This window comes from Aeromonas caviae (genome assembly GCF_000819785.1).
Lineage (GTDB): Bacteria > Pseudomonadota > Gammaproteobacteria > Enterobacterales > Aeromonadaceae > Aeromonas > Aeromonas caviae.
The window spans coordinates 37,935-55,869 of sequence record NZ_CDBK01000101.1; the positions used below are offsets into that span (position 1 = coordinate 37,935).

The 17,935-nt window shown below is 62.2% G+C and carries 17 protein-coding genes; 10 read left to right on the forward strand and 7 right to left on the reverse strand.

Going from position 1 to position 17,935, the window contains the following annotated elements; all coding sequences use genetic code 11:
- Positions 1-223: 223 nt before the first annotated feature.
- The 6 genes from BN1120_RS18180 to BN1120_RS18205 all read left to right on the forward strand — a co-directional run bounded on the left by BN1120_RS18180 (position 224) and on the right by BN1120_RS18205 (position 6,099).
- Entirely contained in the window at positions 224-1,345 is a 1,122-nt protein-coding gene (locus tag BN1120_RS18180) for a branched-chain amino acid ABC transporter substrate-binding protein (protein ID WP_039041003.1), read from the forward strand.
- Positions 1,346-1,411: 66 nt separating this feature from the next.
- Positions 1,412-2,338 (forward strand): high-affinity branched-chain amino acid ABC transporter permease LivH, encoded by a 927-nt coding sequence (gene livH, locus BN1120_RS18185; RefSeq protein WP_042017408.1) that lies wholly within the window; start codon positions 1,412-1,414, stop codon positions 2,336-2,338.
- A gap of 82 nt (positions 2,339-2,420) precedes the next feature.
- Positions 2,421-3,689 carry a high-affinity branched-chain amino acid ABC transporter permease LivM gene (locus BN1120_RS18190; RefSeq protein WP_039041002.1) on the forward strand — a complete coding sequence of 423 codons (1,269 nt, stop codon included), beginning with the start codon at positions 2,421-2,423 and terminating at the stop codon, positions 3,687-3,689.
- Positions 3,686-4,459 carry a high-affinity branched-chain amino acid ABC transporter ATP-binding protein LivG gene (gene livG, locus BN1120_RS18195; protein ID WP_010672381.1) on the forward strand — a complete coding sequence of 258 codons (774 nt, stop codon included), beginning with the start codon at positions 3,686-3,688 and terminating at the stop codon, positions 4,457-4,459. Before BN1120_RS18190 ends, livG begins: the two co-directional genes overlap by 4 nt.
- Before the next feature lie 10 nt (positions 4,460-4,469).
- Positions 4,470-5,171 (forward strand): ABC transporter ATP-binding protein, encoded by a 702-nt coding sequence (locus BN1120_RS18200; protein ID WP_010672380.1) that lies wholly within the window; start codon positions 4,470-4,472, stop codon positions 5,169-5,171.
- Positions 5,172-5,253: 82 nt separating this feature from the next.
- Entirely contained in the window at positions 5,254-6,099 is an 846-nt protein-coding gene (locus BN1120_RS18205) for an AraC family transcriptional regulator (protein WP_042017410.1), read from the forward strand.
- Here BN1120_RS18205 and BN1120_RS18210 read toward each other — a convergent pair.
- Positions 6,078-6,671 carry a LysE family translocator gene (locus tag BN1120_RS18210; protein ID WP_010672378.1) on the reverse strand — a complete coding sequence of 198 codons (594 nt, stop codon included), beginning with the start codon at positions 6,669-6,671 and terminating at the stop codon, positions 6,078-6,080. The two genes, BN1120_RS18205 and BN1120_RS18210, sit on opposite strands and share 22 nt — an antisense overlap.
- A gap of 163 nt (positions 6,672-6,834) precedes the next feature.
- Between BN1120_RS18210 and glpE the strand changes: the two genes are divergently transcribed.
- Positions 6,835-7,158 (forward strand): thiosulfate sulfurtransferase GlpE, encoded by a 324-nt coding sequence (gene glpE / locus BN1120_RS18215; protein WP_042017411.1) that lies wholly within the window; start codon positions 6,835-6,837, stop codon positions 7,156-7,158.
- Positions 7,159-7,187: 29 nt separating this feature from the next.
- Positions 7,188-8,021, forward strand: a complete 834-nt coding sequence (glpG, locus tag BN1120_RS18220) for a rhomboid family intramembrane serine protease GlpG (RefSeq protein ID WP_042017425.1) — start codon at positions 7,188-7,190, stop codon at positions 8,019-8,021.
- A gap of 58 nt (positions 8,022-8,079) precedes the next feature.
- Here glpG and BN1120_RS18225 read toward each other — a convergent pair whose 3' ends face one another.
- Positions 8,080-10,524, reverse strand: a complete 2,445-nt coding sequence (locus BN1120_RS18225) for a VolA/Pla-1 family phospholipase (RefSeq protein WP_042017413.1) — start codon at positions 10,522-10,524, stop codon at positions 8,080-8,082.
- Between the two features lie 301 nt (positions 10,525-10,825).
- Between BN1120_RS18225 and ubiK the strand changes: the two genes are divergently transcribed.
- The gene (gene ubiK / locus BN1120_RS18230) at positions 10,826-11,083 is read left to right on the forward strand and encodes a ubiquinone biosynthesis accessory factor UbiK (RefSeq protein ID WP_010672374.1); all 258 of its coding nucleotides are present in this window, start codon (positions 10,826-10,828) and stop codon (positions 11,081-11,083) included.
- 167 nt (positions 11,084-11,250) lie between these two features.
- Here the strand turns inward: ubiK and fre are convergent, their stop codons facing one another.
- The 5 genes from fre to trxA form a co-directional block, all read right to left on the reverse strand.
- The gene (gene fre, locus BN1120_RS18235; protein WP_010672373.1) at positions 11,251-11,949 is read right to left on the reverse strand and encodes an NAD(P)H-flavin reductase; all 699 of its coding nucleotides are present in this window, start codon (positions 11,947-11,949) and stop codon (positions 11,251-11,253) included.
- A 155-nt stretch (positions 11,950-12,104) separates the two neighbouring features.
- Positions 12,105-13,574 carry a 4-hydroxy-3-polyprenylbenzoate decarboxylase gene (gene ubiD / locus BN1120_RS18240; RefSeq protein WP_042017415.1) on the reverse strand — a complete coding sequence of 490 codons (1,470 nt, stop codon included), beginning with the start codon at positions 13,572-13,574 and terminating at the stop codon, positions 12,105-12,107.
- Positions 13,575-13,607: 33 nt separating this feature from the next.
- Positions 13,608-14,615, reverse strand: a complete 1,008-nt coding sequence (locus BN1120_RS18245) for a hypothetical protein (RefSeq protein WP_042017416.1) — start codon at positions 14,613-14,615, stop codon at positions 13,608-13,610.
- A 106-nt stretch (positions 14,616-14,721) separates the two neighbouring features.
- Positions 14,722-15,987 carry a transcription termination factor Rho gene (gene rho / locus BN1120_RS18250; protein ID WP_010672370.1) on the reverse strand — a complete coding sequence of 422 codons (1,266 nt, stop codon included), beginning with the start codon at positions 15,985-15,987 and terminating at the stop codon, positions 14,722-14,724.
- A 207-nt stretch (positions 15,988-16,194) separates the two neighbouring features.
- On the reverse strand, positions 16,195-16,521 hold the full coding sequence (gene trxA, locus BN1120_RS18255) for a thioredoxin TrxA (RefSeq protein WP_010672369.1): 327 nt from the start codon (positions 16,519-16,521) through the stop codon (positions 16,195-16,197).
- 113 nt (positions 16,522-16,634) lie between these two features.
- On the opposite strand from trxA, the gene rhlB reads away from it, so the two are divergent.
- On the forward strand, positions 16,635-17,924 hold the full coding sequence (gene rhlB, locus BN1120_RS18260; protein ID WP_029313424.1) for an ATP-dependent RNA helicase RhlB: 1,290 nt from the start codon (positions 16,635-16,637) through the stop codon (positions 17,922-17,924).
- The last annotated feature ends 11 nt before the right edge of the window (positions 17,925-17,935 follow it).

Sequence of the window (17,935 nt, forward strand, 5' to 3'; positions counted from 1 at the left end):
CTGTATGTTGCATCAACTTGACAACATTAAACTCCAGTAAAAAGCAAAAAACTGCGTGTTAGTTTCACAAAACTCCTCTTGCGCCTGCTCCGGTTAGTATCTTTAACATCTTGTTATTGCCCGGCGAGGAATGATAGAACCTTATCTATCGCCGGGCTGGCGGGACACAGGCTCGGAATGACGTGCATAAAATGAAACAATTCACTGATTAAGGGACGAATCAATGCATAACTTCAGCAAAATGGCAGTCAGAGCAGCGGTTTCTTTGGCTCTGTTTGGATCAGTTTCCATGGCCAATGCGGCCGATACCATCAAGATCGGCATCGCCGGCCCCCTGACCGGCCCGGTCGCCCAGTACGGTGACATGCAGTTCACCGGCGGCAAGATGGCGGTCGAGCAGATCAACAAGGCGGGCGGCATCAAGGGCAAGCAGATCGAAGCCGTCATCTATGACGATGCCTGCGATCCCAAGCAGGCTGTGGCCATCGCCAACAAGGTGATCAACGACGGCGTCAAGTTCGTGGTCGGCCACCTCTGCTCCGACAACACCCTGCCCGCCTCCGACATCTATGAAGATGAAGGGGTCCTGATGGTCACCCCCGCCTCCACCAACCCCAAGATCACCGAGCGCGGTTACCAGCTGACTCTGCGTACCATCGGCCTGGACAGCGACCAGGGCCCGACCGCCGCCAAGTACATCATCGAGCAGGTCAAACCCCAGCGCGTGGCCGTCATCCATGACAAGAAACAGTACGGCGAAGGCATCGCCTCCAGCGTGAAAGCCGCGCTGGACAAGGCCGGCGTCAAGGTCGTTGCCTATGAGGGCATCACCGCCGGCGACAAGGACTTCTCCGCCCTGATCGCCAAGCTGCAAAAAGAGAACGTGGACTTCGTCTACTACGGCGGCTACCACCCCGAGCTGGGTCTGATCCTGCGCCAGGCTGGCGAGAAGGGTCTGAAGGCCAAGTTCATGGGTCCGGAAGGCGTGGGCAACAAGGACATCTCCGCCATCGGCGGCCCGGCTTCCGAAGGCCTGCTGGTGACCCTGCCGAACAAATATGACCTGGTGCCGGCCAACGCCCCCATCGTGGAAGCGTTCAAGGCCAAGGGTCAGGACTCCTCCGGTCCGTTCGTCTGGACCACCTACGCCGCCATGCAGGCCCTGGCGGCCGGTATCGCCAAGGCGGGCGAGGATGATCCGGCTGCCGTCGCTGCCGCCATCAAGGCCGCACCGATCGACACCGTGATGGGCCCCCTGACCTGGGCACCGAACGGTGACCTGAAAGGCTTCGAATTCGGTGTGTTCCAGTGGCACGCCGACGGTACCTCCACTCAACTCAAATAATCTGCCGGTCGGGGTGACGTGAGTCACCCCTCCTTTCTTTGCGGGCAAGTACACAGGGAACGCGGTATGTCCGAACACCTTCTTTATCTGGTTCAGCAGTTGCTGAACGGATTGACCATAGGCAGCACCTATGCGTTGATCGCCATCGGCTACACCATGGTCTACGGCATCATCGGCATGATCAACTTCGCCCACGGCGAGGTCTACATGATCGGCTCCTATGTCGCCTTCATGGTGATGGCCGGGCTCATGATGATGGGCATCGACAGCACCGTGCTGCTGCTGGGGGGCGCCTTCCTGGTCAGCATCATCATCACCGGCAGCTATGGCTGGTCCATAGAACGGGTGGCCTATCGTCCACTGCGGGGCGGCAACCGCCTGATCCCCCTCATCTCCGCCATCGGCATGTCGATCTTCCTGCAGAACATGATGCGGATGGCCCAGGGCTCGCGTGACATCGCCATGCCCACTCTGATCTCCGGGGGCTGGACCCTCGGCAGCGAGGATGGCTTCCAGGCCAGCCTCTCCTACATGCAGCTCATCATCTTCGTGGTGACCTTCGTCACCATGCTGGCGTTGACCCAGTTCATCGGCCGCTCCCGCATGGGGCGTGCCTGCCGTGCCTGTTCCGAAGACATCAAGATGGCCAACCTGTTAGGGATAGACACCCACGTGGTCATCTCCATCACCTTCGTGCTGGGGGCCGCCCTGGCCGCCGTCGCGGGGGTGCTGCTCGGCATGTACTACGGCGTCATCAACCCCTATCTCGGCTTCATGGCGGGCTTGAAGGCCTTCACCGCTGCGGTATTGGGCGGTATCGGCAGCATTCCCGGTGCCGTACTGGGCGGCCTGCTGCTCGGCGTGGTGGAAGCGCTCACCGCGGGCTATCTCAGCACCGAGTACAAGGATGTGATGGCCTTTGCCCTGCTCATCTTCGTGTTGCTCTTCATGCCCACCGGCATCCTGGGTCGTCCGGAGGTCGAGAAGGTATGAAAAACCAATCTATGCATGCCCTCGTGCTGCTGTTCATGACCATCACTGGCATTCTCGGCCGTCCGGAAGTGGAGAAAGTCTGATGAAACGTCAATTTATCCATGCCTGCATCGCCAGCCTGGTGCTGCTGGTGCTCTCCTTCTGGCTGCTCGGCTTCAAGCTGGAGACCGATGGCTCCCGCCTGCTGGTGGTGAGCCGCCTCGATGTATCGCTGGCCTGGCTGCTGGGGGGCGCCACCATCGTCTTCTGGTTCCAGATGCTGCGCGGCCAGATAAGCCGGCTGTTCCAGGCCTCCATCAGCGGCTTCTCCGTCGGTTTCACCAAGCTGGTGCTGCCAAGCCCCGAAGAGGCCCCCAAGCTCTATAACCTCACCGCCGTGCTGGTGCTGCTGTTTGCGGTGAGCTGGCCCTTCATGGCCTCTCGCGGCGCCATCGATCTGGCCACCCTCACCCTGATTTACATCATGCTGGGGCTGGGACTGAACGTGGTGGTGGGCCTCGCCGGTCTGCTCGACCTCGGCTATGTCGGCTTCTATGCGGTCGGCGCCTACAGCTACGCCCTGCTCAACACCTACTTCGGTCTGAGCTTCTGGGAGTGTCTGCCCATCGCCGGTCTGCTGGCGGCCACCTTCGGCTTCCTGCTCGGGTTCCCGGTGCTGCGGCTGCGGGGGGACTACCTGGCCATCGTCACCCTGGGCTTTGGCGAGATCATCCGCATCCTGCTCAACAACATGACCACCCTGACCGGCGGTCCGAACGGGATCTCCGGCATTCCGAAACCGACCCTGGGGGGGCTCGAGTTCAACCGCACCGTCAAGGATGGGGGCTTTGGCACCTTCCACGACTTCTTCGGCATCGCCTACAACGCCAACCACAAGGTGATCTTCCTCTACCTGATGGCCCTGGTGCTGGTAGTGGCCACCCTGTTCGTCATCAACCGCCTGCTGCGCATGCCGCTCGGCCGTGCCTGGGAGGCGCTGCGGGAAGACGAGATCGCCTGCAAGTCCCTGGGGCTCAACCCCACCATCATCAAGCTGACCGCCTTCACCATAGGCGCCTGCTTCGCGGGCTTTGCCGGCAGCTTCTTCGCCTCGCGCCAGGGCTTCATCAGCCCGGAATCCTTCGTCTTCATCGAGTCGGCCATCGTCCTTGCGATTGTGGTGCTGGGGGGCATGGGATCCCAGATCGGGGTGGTGCTGGCGGCCATCGTGATGACGGTGCTGCCGGAGCTCGCCCGCGAGTTCAACGAATATCGCATGCTGATGTTCGGTCTCTTGATGGTATTCATGATGATCTGGCGGCCGCAGGGACTGCTGCCCATGAGTCGACCCCATATGGAGCTGCGTAAATGAGCAACAATCAACCATTGTTGGATGTCTCAGATCTGTCGATGCGCTTTGGCGGCCTGCTCGCGGTCAACGGCGTCAAGCTGGATGTGGAAAAGGGGGAGGTGATCTCCATCATCGGCCCCAACGGGGCGGGCAAGACCACCATCTTCAACTGCCTGACCGGCTTCTATCGCCCGAGTGGCGGTGTCATTCGCTACAAGGGTGAGGAGATCCAGGGGTTGCCCGGCCACCTCATCGCCCGCAAGGGCATAGTGCGGACTTTCCAGCACGTGCGCCTGTTCAAGGAGATGACGGCGGTGGAAAACCTGCTGGTGGCCCAGCACAGGCATCTCAATACCGGCTTCATCGCCGGCCTGTTCAAGACCCCCTCCTTCCGCCGCGCCGAGAAAGAGGGGCTGGAGCAGTCCGCCTTCTGGCTGGAAAAGGTGGGCCTCAAGGATCTCGCCAACCGCGCCGCGGGGAACCTGGCTTACGGCCAGCAGCGCCGCCTCGAGATCGCCCGCTGCATGGCGACCCGGCCCGAACTGCTGATGCTGGATGAACCGGCCGCAGGTCTCAACCCCAAGGAGACCGACGAGCTCAACGAGCTCATCTCCAACCTGAGGGACGAGTTCGGGGTCTCGGTGCTGCTGATCGAGCACGATATGAAGCTGGTGATGGAGATCTCCAACCGCATCTTCGTGGTCAACCAGGGCACCCCGCTGGCCCACGGCAAACCGGACGAAATCCGCAGCAATCCGGCGGTGATCAAGGCCTATCTGGGCGAGTCGTAAGGACAAAAAGATGTTAGAACTTCGCAACGTATCGACCCACTACGGCAAAATTCAGGCGCTGCACGACGTCAGCGTCGAGGTGAAAGAAGGGGAAATCGTCACCCTGATCGGCGCCAACGGCGCCGGCAAGACCACTCTGCTGATGACCCTGTGTGGCGAGCCCAAGCCCAGCAGCGGCTCCATCTGGTTCGAGGGGGAGCAGATAGACTCCCTCACCACCGCCCGCATCATGCGCAAGGACATCGCCGTGGTGCCGGAGGGACGCCGCATCTTCGCCCGCCTCACGGTGGAGGAGAACCTGCTGATGGGGGCCTTCTTCGTCGACAAGGCGGAGCAGCGCGGCCTGCTGGATCAGATATTTACCCTGTTCCCCCGCCTGCACGAGCGGCTGGAGCAGCGGGCAGGCACCATGTCCGGCGGCGAGCAGCAGATGCTGGCCATCGGCCGCGCCCTGATGAGCAAGCCGCGCCTGCTGCTGCTGGATGAACCCTCCCTGGGACTCGCGCCCATCGTCATCCAGCAGATCTTCGACACCATAGAGCAACTGCGCCAGAAGGGGATGACCATCTTCCTGGTGGAGCAGAACGCGAACCAGGCGCTCAAGCTGGCGGATCGCGGCTATGTGCTGGAGAACGGCCGGGTGGTGCTGCAAGACACGGGAGAGGCCCTGCTGGCCAACCCCGCCGTCCGCCAGGCCTATCTCGGCGGCTGAGGATGCAGCAACCATCGTCACCCTTCCCCTGCCGCGCTCCCCGAGCCCGGCAGGGGAACAGCCCCCCGCCGAGGAGCACATTGTGAGCCGTGCGCGGGCGACGCAGGATCAGCACCACTTCTGGCACGATCCCGCCCTGCCCTTCATCGAGGCGAGGGCGGTGCAGGATGGTCGGCGCGTCTGCTACGACAAGCACAGCCACCCCCACTTCTCCATCGGCGCCATCACCGGCGGCCACAGCCACTACCTCAACCAGCGCAGCCTGCAAGAGGTCGGCCGCGGCAGCCTGGTGCTGATGAACCCGGAAGAGGTGCACGCCTGCAATCCCGTCGCTGACCAGCCCTGGTCCTATCTGATGTTCTACATCGACAACCTCTGGTTGCAGCGCCAGCAGGAGGAGGCCGGGCTCGGCAACGCGTTTCGCCCCTTCGACATGACCGCAAGCCGGGATCCCCTGCTCTACCAGGGGCTCTGCCGGCTTCATCGGCAACTGGTGGAGGAGCCGGATCCCCTGGCTCGCGAAGTGGCCTGCCACCTCTTCAGCCGCCAGCTTCTGGCCAGGCTCACCCCGGCCAAGTGGGATGACCGCCCTCCCCAGCACCTGCAGCGAGCCGCCGAGCTGATGCAGGACGAGAGTGCCTGCGCCCTCACCCTGGCACAGCTGAGTGCGGTGGCCGGGCTTACCCCTTCCCACTTCGTGCGCGCCTTCAGCCGCCACTACGGCATGACGCCCCACGCCTACCTGCTCGATCAGCGCATTCGCCACGCCCGCACCCTGCTGCGCCAGGGGCAGCCCCTGGCGGAAGTGGCCCTTGCCAGCGGTTTTGCCGATCAGGCCCACTTCCAGCGCCAGTTCAAACGCCGGGTGGCAGCCACCCCGGGCCAGTACAGAGCGCAGCTCGTCCCTCAGGACGAGCGCACCAGATAGGCGGCGCTGAGCAGCAACAAGAGCGCCATGGCCCGATTGAACCAGCGCAACCGGCGAGGAGAGACCAGCCACCCCTGCAATCGGCTGCCCGCATAGGCCCAGCAGGCGATGGAGCCGAGGCAGATCACCAGATAGATGCCGGTAAAGAGGGCGATCTGGCTCATGCCGCCCGCGATCCCATAGGCTCCCATCCCCATGCTGGCGGCAAGCCAGGCCTTGGGATTAAGCCACTGCATCAAGGCCCCGTACCAGAAGGCGGGGGGCACGCCCTCCACTTCCTCCACCTCGCCGCTGTCCACCAGCAACTGCCAGGCCATCCAGCCGAGAAAGAGCACGCCGCCCCAGTGAATGGCCCCCAGCGCCACAGGCCAGCGGGACAGAGCGCCGCCAAGACCCAGCCCCATCAGCAGGAGCAGCAGGATGAAGCCGAGGGTGGCCCCCACCACGTGGCGCAGGCTGGCCGTGAAACCGTACCGGGCGCCGGTGCCAAGGGCGACCAGATTGACCGGCCCCGGGGAGATGGACATGGCCAGGGCAAACCCGGCCATGGATAACAGCAGACTGAATTCCATGGATGATGCTCGTTCAATTGAGGGAAGCCCGAGCCTACCCGGCCCGGGCGGCACGATATTGAAGAAAATTGCGATCCCCTGGATGCCGCCCCCATCGCACACTTAGCGCAAACCGCCGCTTGCGGTAAACTGCCCTTCAACCCTCCATTTTCAGGACATCTCAATGGACCAGTTTGCCCATATCAGCGCCTATGATGCCCACCAGAAGCTGAGCGCAGGCGAAGCCCGTCTCGTGGACATTCGCGATCCCCAATCCTTCGAGACGGCCCACGCGGTCGGCGCCTTCCACCTCACCAACGGCACCCTGGTTCGCTTTATGAACGAGGTGGACTTCGATACCCCCGTCATCGTGATGTGCTATCACGGCAACAGCAGCCAGGGGGCGGCCCAGTACCTGCTGCAACAGGGCTATGACGAGGTCTATAGCCTGGATGGCGGTTTCGAGGCCTGGCGCAGGGAGTTCCCCATCCAGGCGGGGGACGCATGACAGAGGCGGGTCGCTCCTCCTCGACCGGCATGATCCAGCTGCTGGTGCTGGGCGACGCCCGCATGGCCCAGGCGCTGGTGGATTATCTCGCCACCCTGGGCATTCCGTGCGAGCTGACCCAGTCCGAGCTCGGCGTCTCGATCTGGCTGGCGGACGAGCGGCGCCTCGCCCAGGCCCAGCAGGAGGTCAAACGCTTCCTGAGCGAACCCAATCATCCCCGCTACATGGAGGCCTCCTGGCAGTCCGGCCATGCCGATGCCCGGATCGACTACAGCAAGGGGATGACGGATCCGGTCACCGATTTCCTCCACCAGGCGGGCCCTCTGACCCTGGTGGTCATCATCGCCTGCCTGGCCATCTACGCTCTGGATGCCATCGGCCTGCCCATCTTCGACGAGCTCGCCTTCCACCCCACCCTGGCCCAGTTCACCGACTGGCAGGCCTGGCGCTACGTCACCCCGGCCTTTATCCACTTCTCGGTGCTGCACCTGGTGTTCAACCTGTTGTGGTGGTGGTATCTCGGTGGCCAGATAGAGCAGCGCCTCGGCAGCGGCAAGCTGTTCATCCTGCTCATCGTCGGGGCTGCCCTGCCCAATATCGCCGAGTTCTTTGCCAGCGGCCCGCGCTTTGGCGGCCTCTCCGGGGTGGTCTATGCCCTGCTCGGCTACAGCTGGCTGCGAACCAGGCTGCAACCGGATTGCGGCCTCGCCATGCCGCCAGCCCTGATGGGCTTCATGCTGGTCTGGCTGGTGCTCGGCTTCTTGGACATGCTCGGCACCCCCACCGCCAACCTGGCTCACCTGGCAGGCCTGCTGGTCGGCCTTGCCCAAGGCTGGCTGGACAGGCACCACAGGCCAGCCTGAGCCGATTTGCCATAAAAAACGCCGCCCCAAGGGGCGGCGTTTTTATTGGTCGGCCGGCTTACTGCTTGAGCAGGCTACCGTCGGTCACCTTGACCGCAGTACCGTCGCTTGCGAAGAAGCTGCCGAACTGGGTCTGCATCTCGGTGGTGACGGCGCCGGTCGGATCGAAGTTCTCGTCCGGTGCCAGCAGCGAGCTGTGACCCCCGGCCACGAAGCGGGCCGCTCTGTGGTTGGCGGCGCCGGTGGCGGTCAGCGGTTGCAGGGCCAGGACCTTGAACAGCGGCTCGGTGCCACCCAGGGGGGCGGTGGCGATGCTGTTCGGGATCACCCGATCCGACAGGCTCAGGGCGCCGTCGCCGACGATTTCGGTGGCAAACAGCGGGAAGTCCGCCGCGATACCGCTCCCCAGGTTGATGGGGTCGGCCGAATCCAGCACCGACTGCGCCGCGAAGCTGTAGCTCTGCAGGGTATTGGCCGCCGTGGCCTGGGTGGCCGCATCCTGGCTCGGCAGGAACTCGTTGACGAAGCAGGTCGGCACTGCCGTCTTGCAGTTCGGGGCGTAGGCGGTGAAGGCTGCCTTCAGGGCTGTACTGCCAGCGGTCAGCACGCTCATCTGGATGGTCGGACCGAAGGTCGGCGAGTTCAGCAGCAGCGGCGCTATGCCGCCACCCGGCATGGCCAGGCCGCCAGTGGTGAACTGGAACAAGGGGTCGATGGCAGGATTCAAAGGCTGGTTTGCGACCGCCAGCAGGTTGGCACCCGAGATGGCCCCCAGGGAGTGACCCAGGAAGTGCACCTTGAGACCGGCACCTCCTAATTTGGAAGGCTGGCCATTGGAGGAAAAACCCTTGGCATTGGCCAGACCGACAGCCAGACGCAGGCCCAGCAGATCCGCCACACTCTGTTTCAGGTTGTCGCGGGCCACGGTCAGGTAGCTCAGGTTCAGGTAGGGGGTCGGGTTGTCGGAGGTGGTCACCGAGTCCATGCTGCCGGTCAGGGCGAAGCCGCGTTCACCGTGCAACGGATGATCGATCACCACTACGGCCACATTTTTAGCCGTTGGTTTGGCCTGTGTACCAGCGCCAATCTGGCCAAGGGCCAGGGCGTAGGCGTTCTCCTTCACCGAAGTGACGCCGTGCTGATAGATGATCACGTCGGTGATGTTCGCCAGCGGCGCGGCGGCGAAGATCCGCATCGGCACGGACTGCACCTCTTCCAGCTTGGGCAGCGGGTTGAAGCGGCCGACGTTCATCTCGGGATCCAGCGGCTTGCCACCGGAGGTGAGGGTCACCCCAATCAGCTTGCTCGCCTCTGCCAGCAGCTCGGCCTGACGGCTCGGATCGGCGATGAGTTCGCCCAGCAGGGCCGGATCCACACCCGCCCCCACCAGGCCGCCGATCACTTCGGCATCCTGGGCCTTCAGGGCGTTCGCGATGGCGTAGAGGCTGGGGATGGCACCGTGCCAGGACTGGGTCTTCGCCTTGTCCCAGGAGCCGGCGGTGGCCGGGGAGGAGAGGAAGTAGGGCAGCTTGACGGTGCCGCTGTAGACGGTGGTACCCAAGGCCAGATTGTGGAGTGGAGTGCCGTCACCAAAAGCGGCGGCAATCGCATCCTTCTGCTCCTGGGGCAGGAAGTTCTCGGCATCCAGCTGGGTCAGGAAGGGGCTGCCGCCGCTCACCGACAGGGTATAGGTGCCAGGCAGGCTGGTATTGCCCAGGGCGTCCTGCTTCCACAGGGCGGCAGCGTCCAGGGTCGGGCTCTTGAGCACGGATGCGGCCGCCCCTTTCACCGCCACCAGCACGTCGGCGCCGGACTGGGTACCGAACCAGTCGGAGAAGATCACGTGGTCGCTGGTGATGCCGGTGGCTGCCTTGAACAGCCCTTCCTGCAGCGCAATCAGGCCGCTGATGGTCTGCTCCTGGGCGTTGCTGCCGGTGCTGGTCTTGTAGTTGCTGTAGTCGCTACCCGGTCGCAGGGGGGCGCCCGTGCTGTCTTTGAGGGTATCGGTCGCCACTATCATGTAGTAGGAAGAGGGGTTGAGCGGCTTGAGCGGCACCAGATTCAGCTTGCCGGTCGTCTCGGCCACCACGAAGTCCACCCCGTAGGTCAGCACCTTTTTCACACCGCTCGGACGCAGGGCAGCACTGTCAAACTCCAGCTCCATCAGGTAGAGGGGTGCCACGGAGGCTGCGAATTCAGCAGCGGCCGGCGCCTTGACCTGGATGCCGGAGGCCGTCACCGGCACAATCTGGATCGCCTGGGTAGTCGACCAGCCATCCAGGGTGGAGAGGGCGGACACCGGGTTGGAGAGATCCGCCGTTTCCGTGGAGAATTTCAGGGTACCGTCGGTCGCACGGGCTGCCAGGGCGCTGGGTCGGACTGCATTGGAGCCGCTCAGCAGATAATCGAGATAGCTTGAGGTATCGCCTGTGTTGTCGTCACTGCCACCACAACCGCTCAGCAGCGCACTGACGACGGCCGCGTAAATTAGCTTTTTCTTCATATCCTTATCTCTTTTATGTTGTTATCCATGATGAGCCTGACGGGGTAGGGTTCAAACCCGACCGAATCATATTAACAGCAACGCAACAATTAATAAGCCTCTGGTCAGTCATCTGATCTGATTTTTTTGTGTACACCATCAAGGAATTGGAATTGATCCCCGGCGTCACAGGGTAGCAGCCAGAGTGCATCAACCAGACCCGACCAGAGCCCGGCTGGATCCATGGCGCAAAAAGCCGCTCCGATCTCGGCAAAGGGGACGATTTGTCGGTAGAATGGCGCCATTGCTTAAGGAGACCCCCATGATCGACCCGAAAAAACTGGAAGAGATCGCCAAACAGATACACAACGCCCTGCCCCCCGGCATTCGCAGCATGGGTGAAGAGGTGGAGAAAAAGACCCGTCAGGTCTTGCAGGCCCAGCTCAACAAGCTGGATCTGGTGAGCCGCGAGGAGTTCGACGTGCAGACCAAGGTGCTGCTGCGCACCCGGGAGAAGCTGACCGCCCTCGAGGCCAAGCTGGCCCAGCTCGAGCAGCAGCTCGCCGCCAAGGGCGAATGATCCGGCGTGACCCGCCGTAGATAGCACAAACCCCAGCCAGGCTGGGGTTTGTCGTTTTTCACGTCTGCAAAAGGGGTGAGCCCGGTACGGGCTAGGATACCCTCTTCCCCCCCCCTTCTCTCGCAAGACGATAAGGGGGCAGATCGACTCACTGCGGTCGGCCGTGGTCAGATAAACTCGTAGGCATCGCCGAAGATGCGCTCGGGCTCGGCGCCCAGCACCTTGAACTCTTCCCGCGCGGCACCGGCCATCTCGAAGCGGCCCGCCACATAGATGTCGTAGTCATGCAGGCTGACGAAGTCATCCATGATGGCCTTGTGCACCAGCCCGGTCCTGCCGGTCCAGTCGCTCTCGGGCTCCTGCACCACGGGAATGAAGGTCAGCGGCGCGTAGTCGCGCTCCCACTGCTGCATCTGCTCCAGCTCGTAGAGCCAGTGCGCCTGGCGTACCCCCCAGTAGAGGAACACCGGACGCTTGCTGCCGCTGCCGATCAGGTATTCCAGGATGGCGCGGGCATAGGAGAAGCCGGTGCCGCCCGCCATCAGGATCAACGGTCGGGGGGATTCGTCGCGCAGGAACGCCTTGCCGGCGGCCAGCTCGACCTCGATCTCTCCCTGCTCGCGCATGCGGGCCAGCACCTGACCGGCATAGGCATTCTCGGGAGTGGCACCGATCTGCAGCTCCAGCACGCCGGAGCGGGTCGGCGAGTTGGCGATGGAGAAGGGGCGCTTGTCCGAATCGCTCATCACCACCAGCAGATACTGGCCCGGCTTGAAGCTCACCTCCTGCTGCGGCGCCAGCGCCACGTGCCAGATGGTGTCGACATATTCGCGCAGTTCCTCTACGCGGCACTTGATACGTTGCATTCTTGTCCTTGTGAGGGGCCTGCCCGGCCCGCTTCGCTCATGGTTTCACTGTTTTTATGGCGACCAGTTGGTGGTCAGGTCCGTCGAGCATACCCAATTCGGCACGGCAATACCGCACTTTTGCGTCACAATGGCCGCGCCGCATCGGGGATCCCTCAGTCGAGGATCTTCAGCTCGTCCCAGATGGCATCGATCTTCTGCTTTACCGCCTCATCCTGGACGATGGGCTGACCCCACTCCCGGTTGCTCTCCCCCGGCCACTTGTTGGTGGCATCCAGCCCCATTTTGGAGCCGAGCCCGGAGACCGGCGAGGCGAAGTCCAGGTAGTCGATGGGGGTGTGCTCGATCAGGGTGGTGTCCCTGGCCGGATCCATCCGGGTGGTGATGGCCCAGATAACGTCCTTCCAGTCGCGGGCGTTGATGTCGTCATCGCAGACGATCACGAACTTGGTGTACATGAACTGGCGCAGGAAGGACCAGACCCCCAGCATCACCCGCTTGGCGTGGCCGGGGTAGCGCTTCTTGATGGTCACCACCGCCATCCGGTAGGAGCACCCCTCCGGCGGCAGGTAGAAATCCACTATCTCGGGGAACTGCTTCTGCAGCAGCGGCACGAACACCTCGTTGAGCGCCACCCCGAGCACCGCCGGCTCATCGGGCGGACGGCCGGTGTAGGTGCTGTGGTAGATGGCATCCCGGCGCATCGTCATGTGGGTGATGGTGAAGACCGGGAACTCGTCCACTTCGTTGTAGTAGCCGGTGTGATCGCCGTAAGGCCCTTCGGGGGCCATCTCCCCCGGCTCCAGATAGCCTTCCAGCACGATCTCGGCGCTGGCTGGCACTTCCAGATCGCAGCTCAGCGCCTTCACCACCTCGGTACGGCTGCCCCGCAGCAGACCGGCAAAGGCGTATTCGGAAAGGCTGTCCGGCACCGGCGTCACCGCGCCCAGGATGGTCGCCGGATCGGCGCCCAGCGCCACCGCCACCGGGAAGCGCTCGCCCGGGTGGGCCTCCTGCCACTCGCGAAAATCGATGGCGCCGCCCCGGTGATCCAGCCAGCGCATGATCAGCTTGTTCTTGCCGATCTTCTGCTGGCGATAGATGCCAAGGTTCTGCCGCTTCTTGTAGGGACCGCGGGTGATGGTCAGACCCCAGGTGACCAGGGGCGCCACATCCCCGGGCCAGCAGTGCTGGATGGGGATCTGATCCAGATCCACCGCATCCCCTTCCTGCACCACCTGCTGACAGGGGGCCGAAGAGAGCCGCTTGGTCGGCATGTTGAGCACCTGCTTGAAGATGGGCAGCTTCTCCATCAGCTCCTTGAGCCCACGAGGCGGCTCCGGCTCTTTCAGATAGGAGAGCCAGGTCCCCACCTGGCGCAGGGCGCTGACGTTGGGCTGGCCCATGCCCATGGCAACCCGGTCCGGCGTGCCGAACAGGTTGGTCAACACCGGCATGGTGTAGCCCTTGGGATTCTCAAACAGCAGGGCCGGCCCCCCCGCCCGCAGGGTGCGGTCGCTGATCTCGGTCATCTCCAGATAGGGGTCTATCTCGCGACTGATGCGCCTGAGCTGTCCGTTTTGTTCCAACTGCGCGATAAAATCACGCAAGTCCTTGTATTTCATGCAAGTACCCTAGCGGGATCAGGTGGTCCCGCATTATAACCCTGGCGGCGTATCCGGTGTACCCGTATCGGACCTCATGACGGACGAGGCGTGTCGCCGCTCCTGAAGCGTCAGCCGGTTTGCCAATTGACCCAGGAGTCTGGGCTCGTCCATCTGCAACAACAGGCCGGCCACCAGCCCGCCATACTGGTGCTTGCCGAGTTCGGCCAGGAGGAACTGCTGGGCCCCGTCCGGCAAGGGGGAGAGGCGGCTGAGCTGGTGCAGGGCGGGGACCATCAGGCGGCTGTTCTGGCTGGCGGCGATCAGCAGATCGCTCGCCTCCTGACCTGCATAAAAGCGGGAAATAGTGTGCAGTGCAGTCAGGCTATCGTGATCCACTGGCTGACGCCACAGCTTGAGGTAGAGTGCCGTCTCCCCGGTCTGTTCGATGAAGTGCAGCAGCAACTGGTTGTCCGGCAAGAAGAGATTGAGGGCGGCAAGCCGCTGCGCCTCCCGGCGCAGCACGGATACCGGCTGCCGATCGAGCACCGCCAGCAGGGCCTGCTGCTGCTGTGCCAGCTCGGGATTGCGGCTGTAGTAGACCTGTTTGAAGTCGAAGCGATCCTGCTCCAGCAACTGGCGATAGTTGTCCTGCCAGGCCAGCTGCTGCCAGTGGCTCAGCACCAGCCGGGCCTCGGCGGGGAAGTCGTAGGCGGGTAGCTGCACCAGGAAACCGTCCACCTTCCCTTCCACCAGCCATTGTGGCGCCTTGGCCGCTTGTGCCCGCACCCAGGCCAGCAGCGCCGGGCTCGGTGCGCCCGATGACTTGAGCTCCCCCAGCAACTGGAACAACAGGAACTCCCGCTGCCCCACCGACAGGGTCTCGAGCAACGAGTCGATGGCATCAAACTGCCCGAGCGCCATGCGGCCGTCCAGGTACGCCCGATGCCCCTCCAGTCCCTCGTCCGCCACCAGGGGAGCCTGCAATTGCGGCGGGGAGTCGGCATGCACCGGGGCCGCCAGCCACAACCAACCCATCCATATGAACAACACCAGCTTCATGACGTCCCTTTCCTTGTGACATCGAGGCTTCATACTACTAAGCCAGCCGTGAAATAGATAAACAAAAACCGCGACCTGGGCCGCGGTTTTGTCATTGAAGAGACTGTTACTTCTGTTGACGCTTCATGGAGTCGAAGAACTCGTCGTTGGTCTTGGTCGCAGCCAGCTTGTCGATGAGGAACTCGATGCTGTCGATCTCGCCCATGGGGTGAATGATCTTGCGCAGGATCCACATCTTCTGCAGCTCGTCCGGGGCGGTCAGCAGCTCTTCCTTGCGGGTGCCGGAGCGGGTGATGTCGATGGCCGGGTAGACGCGCTTCTCGGCAATCTTGCGCGAGAGGTGCAGTTCCATGTTGCCGGTACCCTTGAACTCTTCGTAGATGACTTCATCCATCTTGGAGCCGGTATCGATCAGCGCGGTGGCGATGATGGTCAGGCTGCCGCCCTCTTCGACGTTGCGCGCCGCACCGAAGAAACGCTTCGGACGGTGCAGGGCGTTGGCGTCCACACCACCGGTCAGCACCTTGCCGGAAGACGGGATGACGGTGTTGTAGGCGCGGGCCAGACGGGTGATGGAGTCCAGCAGGATCACCACGTCCTTCTTGTGCTCGACCAGACGCTTGGCCTTCTCGATCACCATTTCGGCGACCTGGACGTGACGGGAGGCCGGCTCGTCGAAGGTGGAGGCGATGACTTCGCCCTTCACCATGCGCTGCATCTCGGTCACTTCTTCCGGACGCTCGTCAATCAGCAGCACGATCAGCTCACAATCCGGGTGGTTGTAGGCGATGCTCTGGGCGATGTTCTGCAGCAGCATGGTCTTACCGGCCTTGGGCGGTGCAACGATGAGACCGCGCTGGCCCTTGCCGATCGGGGATGCCAGATCCAGTACACGGGCGGTGATGTCTTCGGTGGAACCGTTGCCACGCTCCATGCGCAGACGCTCGTTGGCGTGCAGGGGAGTGAGGTTTTCAAACAGGATCTTGTTGCGGGAGTTTTCCGGACGGTCGTAGTTGACGTCGTTGACCTTGAGCAGGGCGAAATAGCGCTCGCCCTCTTTCGGCGGCCGGATCTTGCCGGAAATAGTATCGCCGGTACGCAGGTTGAAGCGGCGGATCTGGCTCGGGGAGACATAGATGTCATCCGGACCAGCGAGATAAGAGCCGTCTGCACTGCGCAGGAAACCGAAACCGTCGGTCAGGATTTCCAGCACACCGTCGCCAAAGATATCCTCGCCGCCCTTGGCGTGCGCCTTGAGGATTGCAAAGATAATGTCTTTCTTGTGCGCCCGAGCCAGATTTTCCAACCCCATGGATTCGCCAAGCTGGACCAGCTCGGACACAGGAGTGTTCTTAAGTTCAGTCAGATTCATAGTGGTGAAAGTCTGTAAGCAAGGATTGAAATGAGGAGACAGTCTGCTGGATTGATGCTGATCGGATTTGACTTGCCAGGCTGGTAGTTAAGCAAAGAGTCAGGCAAAAAGGTTAGCAAACGAGCGATAAACTAGCACCAATCAGGGTGAGCGTCTAGGTGATAAAACACAAGGAGCGCATTATTGCAATGCGCTCCTTCTTGATTATTACAGGTTGCCGTCCAGGAACTCTTTCAGTTGGGTCTTGGACAGGGCGCCGACCTTGGTCGCTGCCACTTCACCATTCTTGAACAGCAGCAGGGTCGGGATACCACGAATGCCGTACTTGGGCGGAGTGTCGGCGTTATGATCGATGTTCAATTTCGCCACGGTCACGCGACCTTCATATTCCTGAGCAACTTCGTTCAGGATCGGGGCAATCATCTTGCACGGTCCACACCATTCGGCCCAGAAATCGACCAGAACAGGGCTGTCGGCGTTGATTACATCGGCCTCGAAGCTGGCATCGCTCAGCTGAACAATCTTGTCACTCATCTCCAACTCCAGTCAGTAATTAAGGCTTTATTGATGGTTCAACAAAGGCAATAGTTGCCCTATTTGAAATGATCCTGTTTATTATTGCAAGCCTAACCTGATAACCTACCGCCATGAGCAAAACACATCTAACGACCGAAAAATTCGCCCAAATGGGCCTCGAACCCGAAGTTCTGGCTGGTCTGGAATCAAAGGGATTTCACTATTGTACGCCCATCCAGGCACTCTCCCTGCCCCTGCTGGTTGAAGGTCATGACCTCGCCGGTCAGGCCCAAACGGGGACCGGCAAAACCCTGGCTTTCCTGGCGGCGACATTCAACTATTTGCTGACCCATCCGCTGACCAGGCCGCGCCTCGTCAACCAGCCCCGCGCCATTATCATGGCCCCGACCCGGGAGCTGGCCGTCCAGATCTATAACGATGCAGAGAGCATGTCCGCCTCCACCGGCCTCAAGCTCGGTCTCGCCTATGGTGGCGAAGGCTACGACAAGCAACTGGCCGTGCTGGAACAGGGCGTCGACATCCTTATCGGCACCACGGGTCGCATCATCGACTACTTCAAGTCCAAGGTCATCGATCTCGGCAACATCCAGGTCGTGGTTCTGGACGAAGCGGATCGCATGTTCGATCTGGGCTTCATCAAGGACATCCGTTTCCTGTTCCGCCGCATGCCCCCCGCCACCGAGCGTCTGAGCATGCTGTTCTCCGCCACCCTCTCCCTGCGGGTGCAGGAGCTGGCCTATGAACACATGAACCACCCGGAACATGTGCAGGTCGAACCGGAACAGATGACCGGCGTGCGGATCAAGGAGGAGCTCTTCTACCCCTCCAACGAAGACAAGATGTTGCTGCTGCTCTCCCTGATGGAAGAGGAGTGGCCCGAGAAAGCCATCGTCTTCGCCAACACCAAGCACGTCTGTGAAGACGTTCACGCCTGGCTGGAGAACGACGGCCACCGCGTCGGCCTGCTGACCGGCGACGTGCCGCAGAAGAAGCGGATGAAGATCCTGGAAGAGTTCACCAAGGGTACCCTGGATATCCTGGTCGCCACCGACGTGGCCGCCCGTGGTCTGCACATCCCCGACGTGACCCACGTCTTCAACTACGACCTGCCCGACGATGCCGAAGACTATGTCCACCGCATCGGTCGTACCGGCCGCGCCGGCAGAAGCGGTCACTCCATCAGCCTGGCCTGTGAAGACTATGCCTTCAACCTGCCGGCCATCGAGGAGTACATCCACCACCCCATCCCGGTCAGCAAGTATGACCGCGAGGCGCTGCTGGATGACGTCACCGCGCCAAAACGGGTGTTCCGCAACCGCCAGCCGGTGAACCGCAACATGCGGGATCGCCAGGGCGGTGGCAACAGCAACAACCGTCGTCGTCCCCCCCGCAAGAACTGAGGGATCGGCCA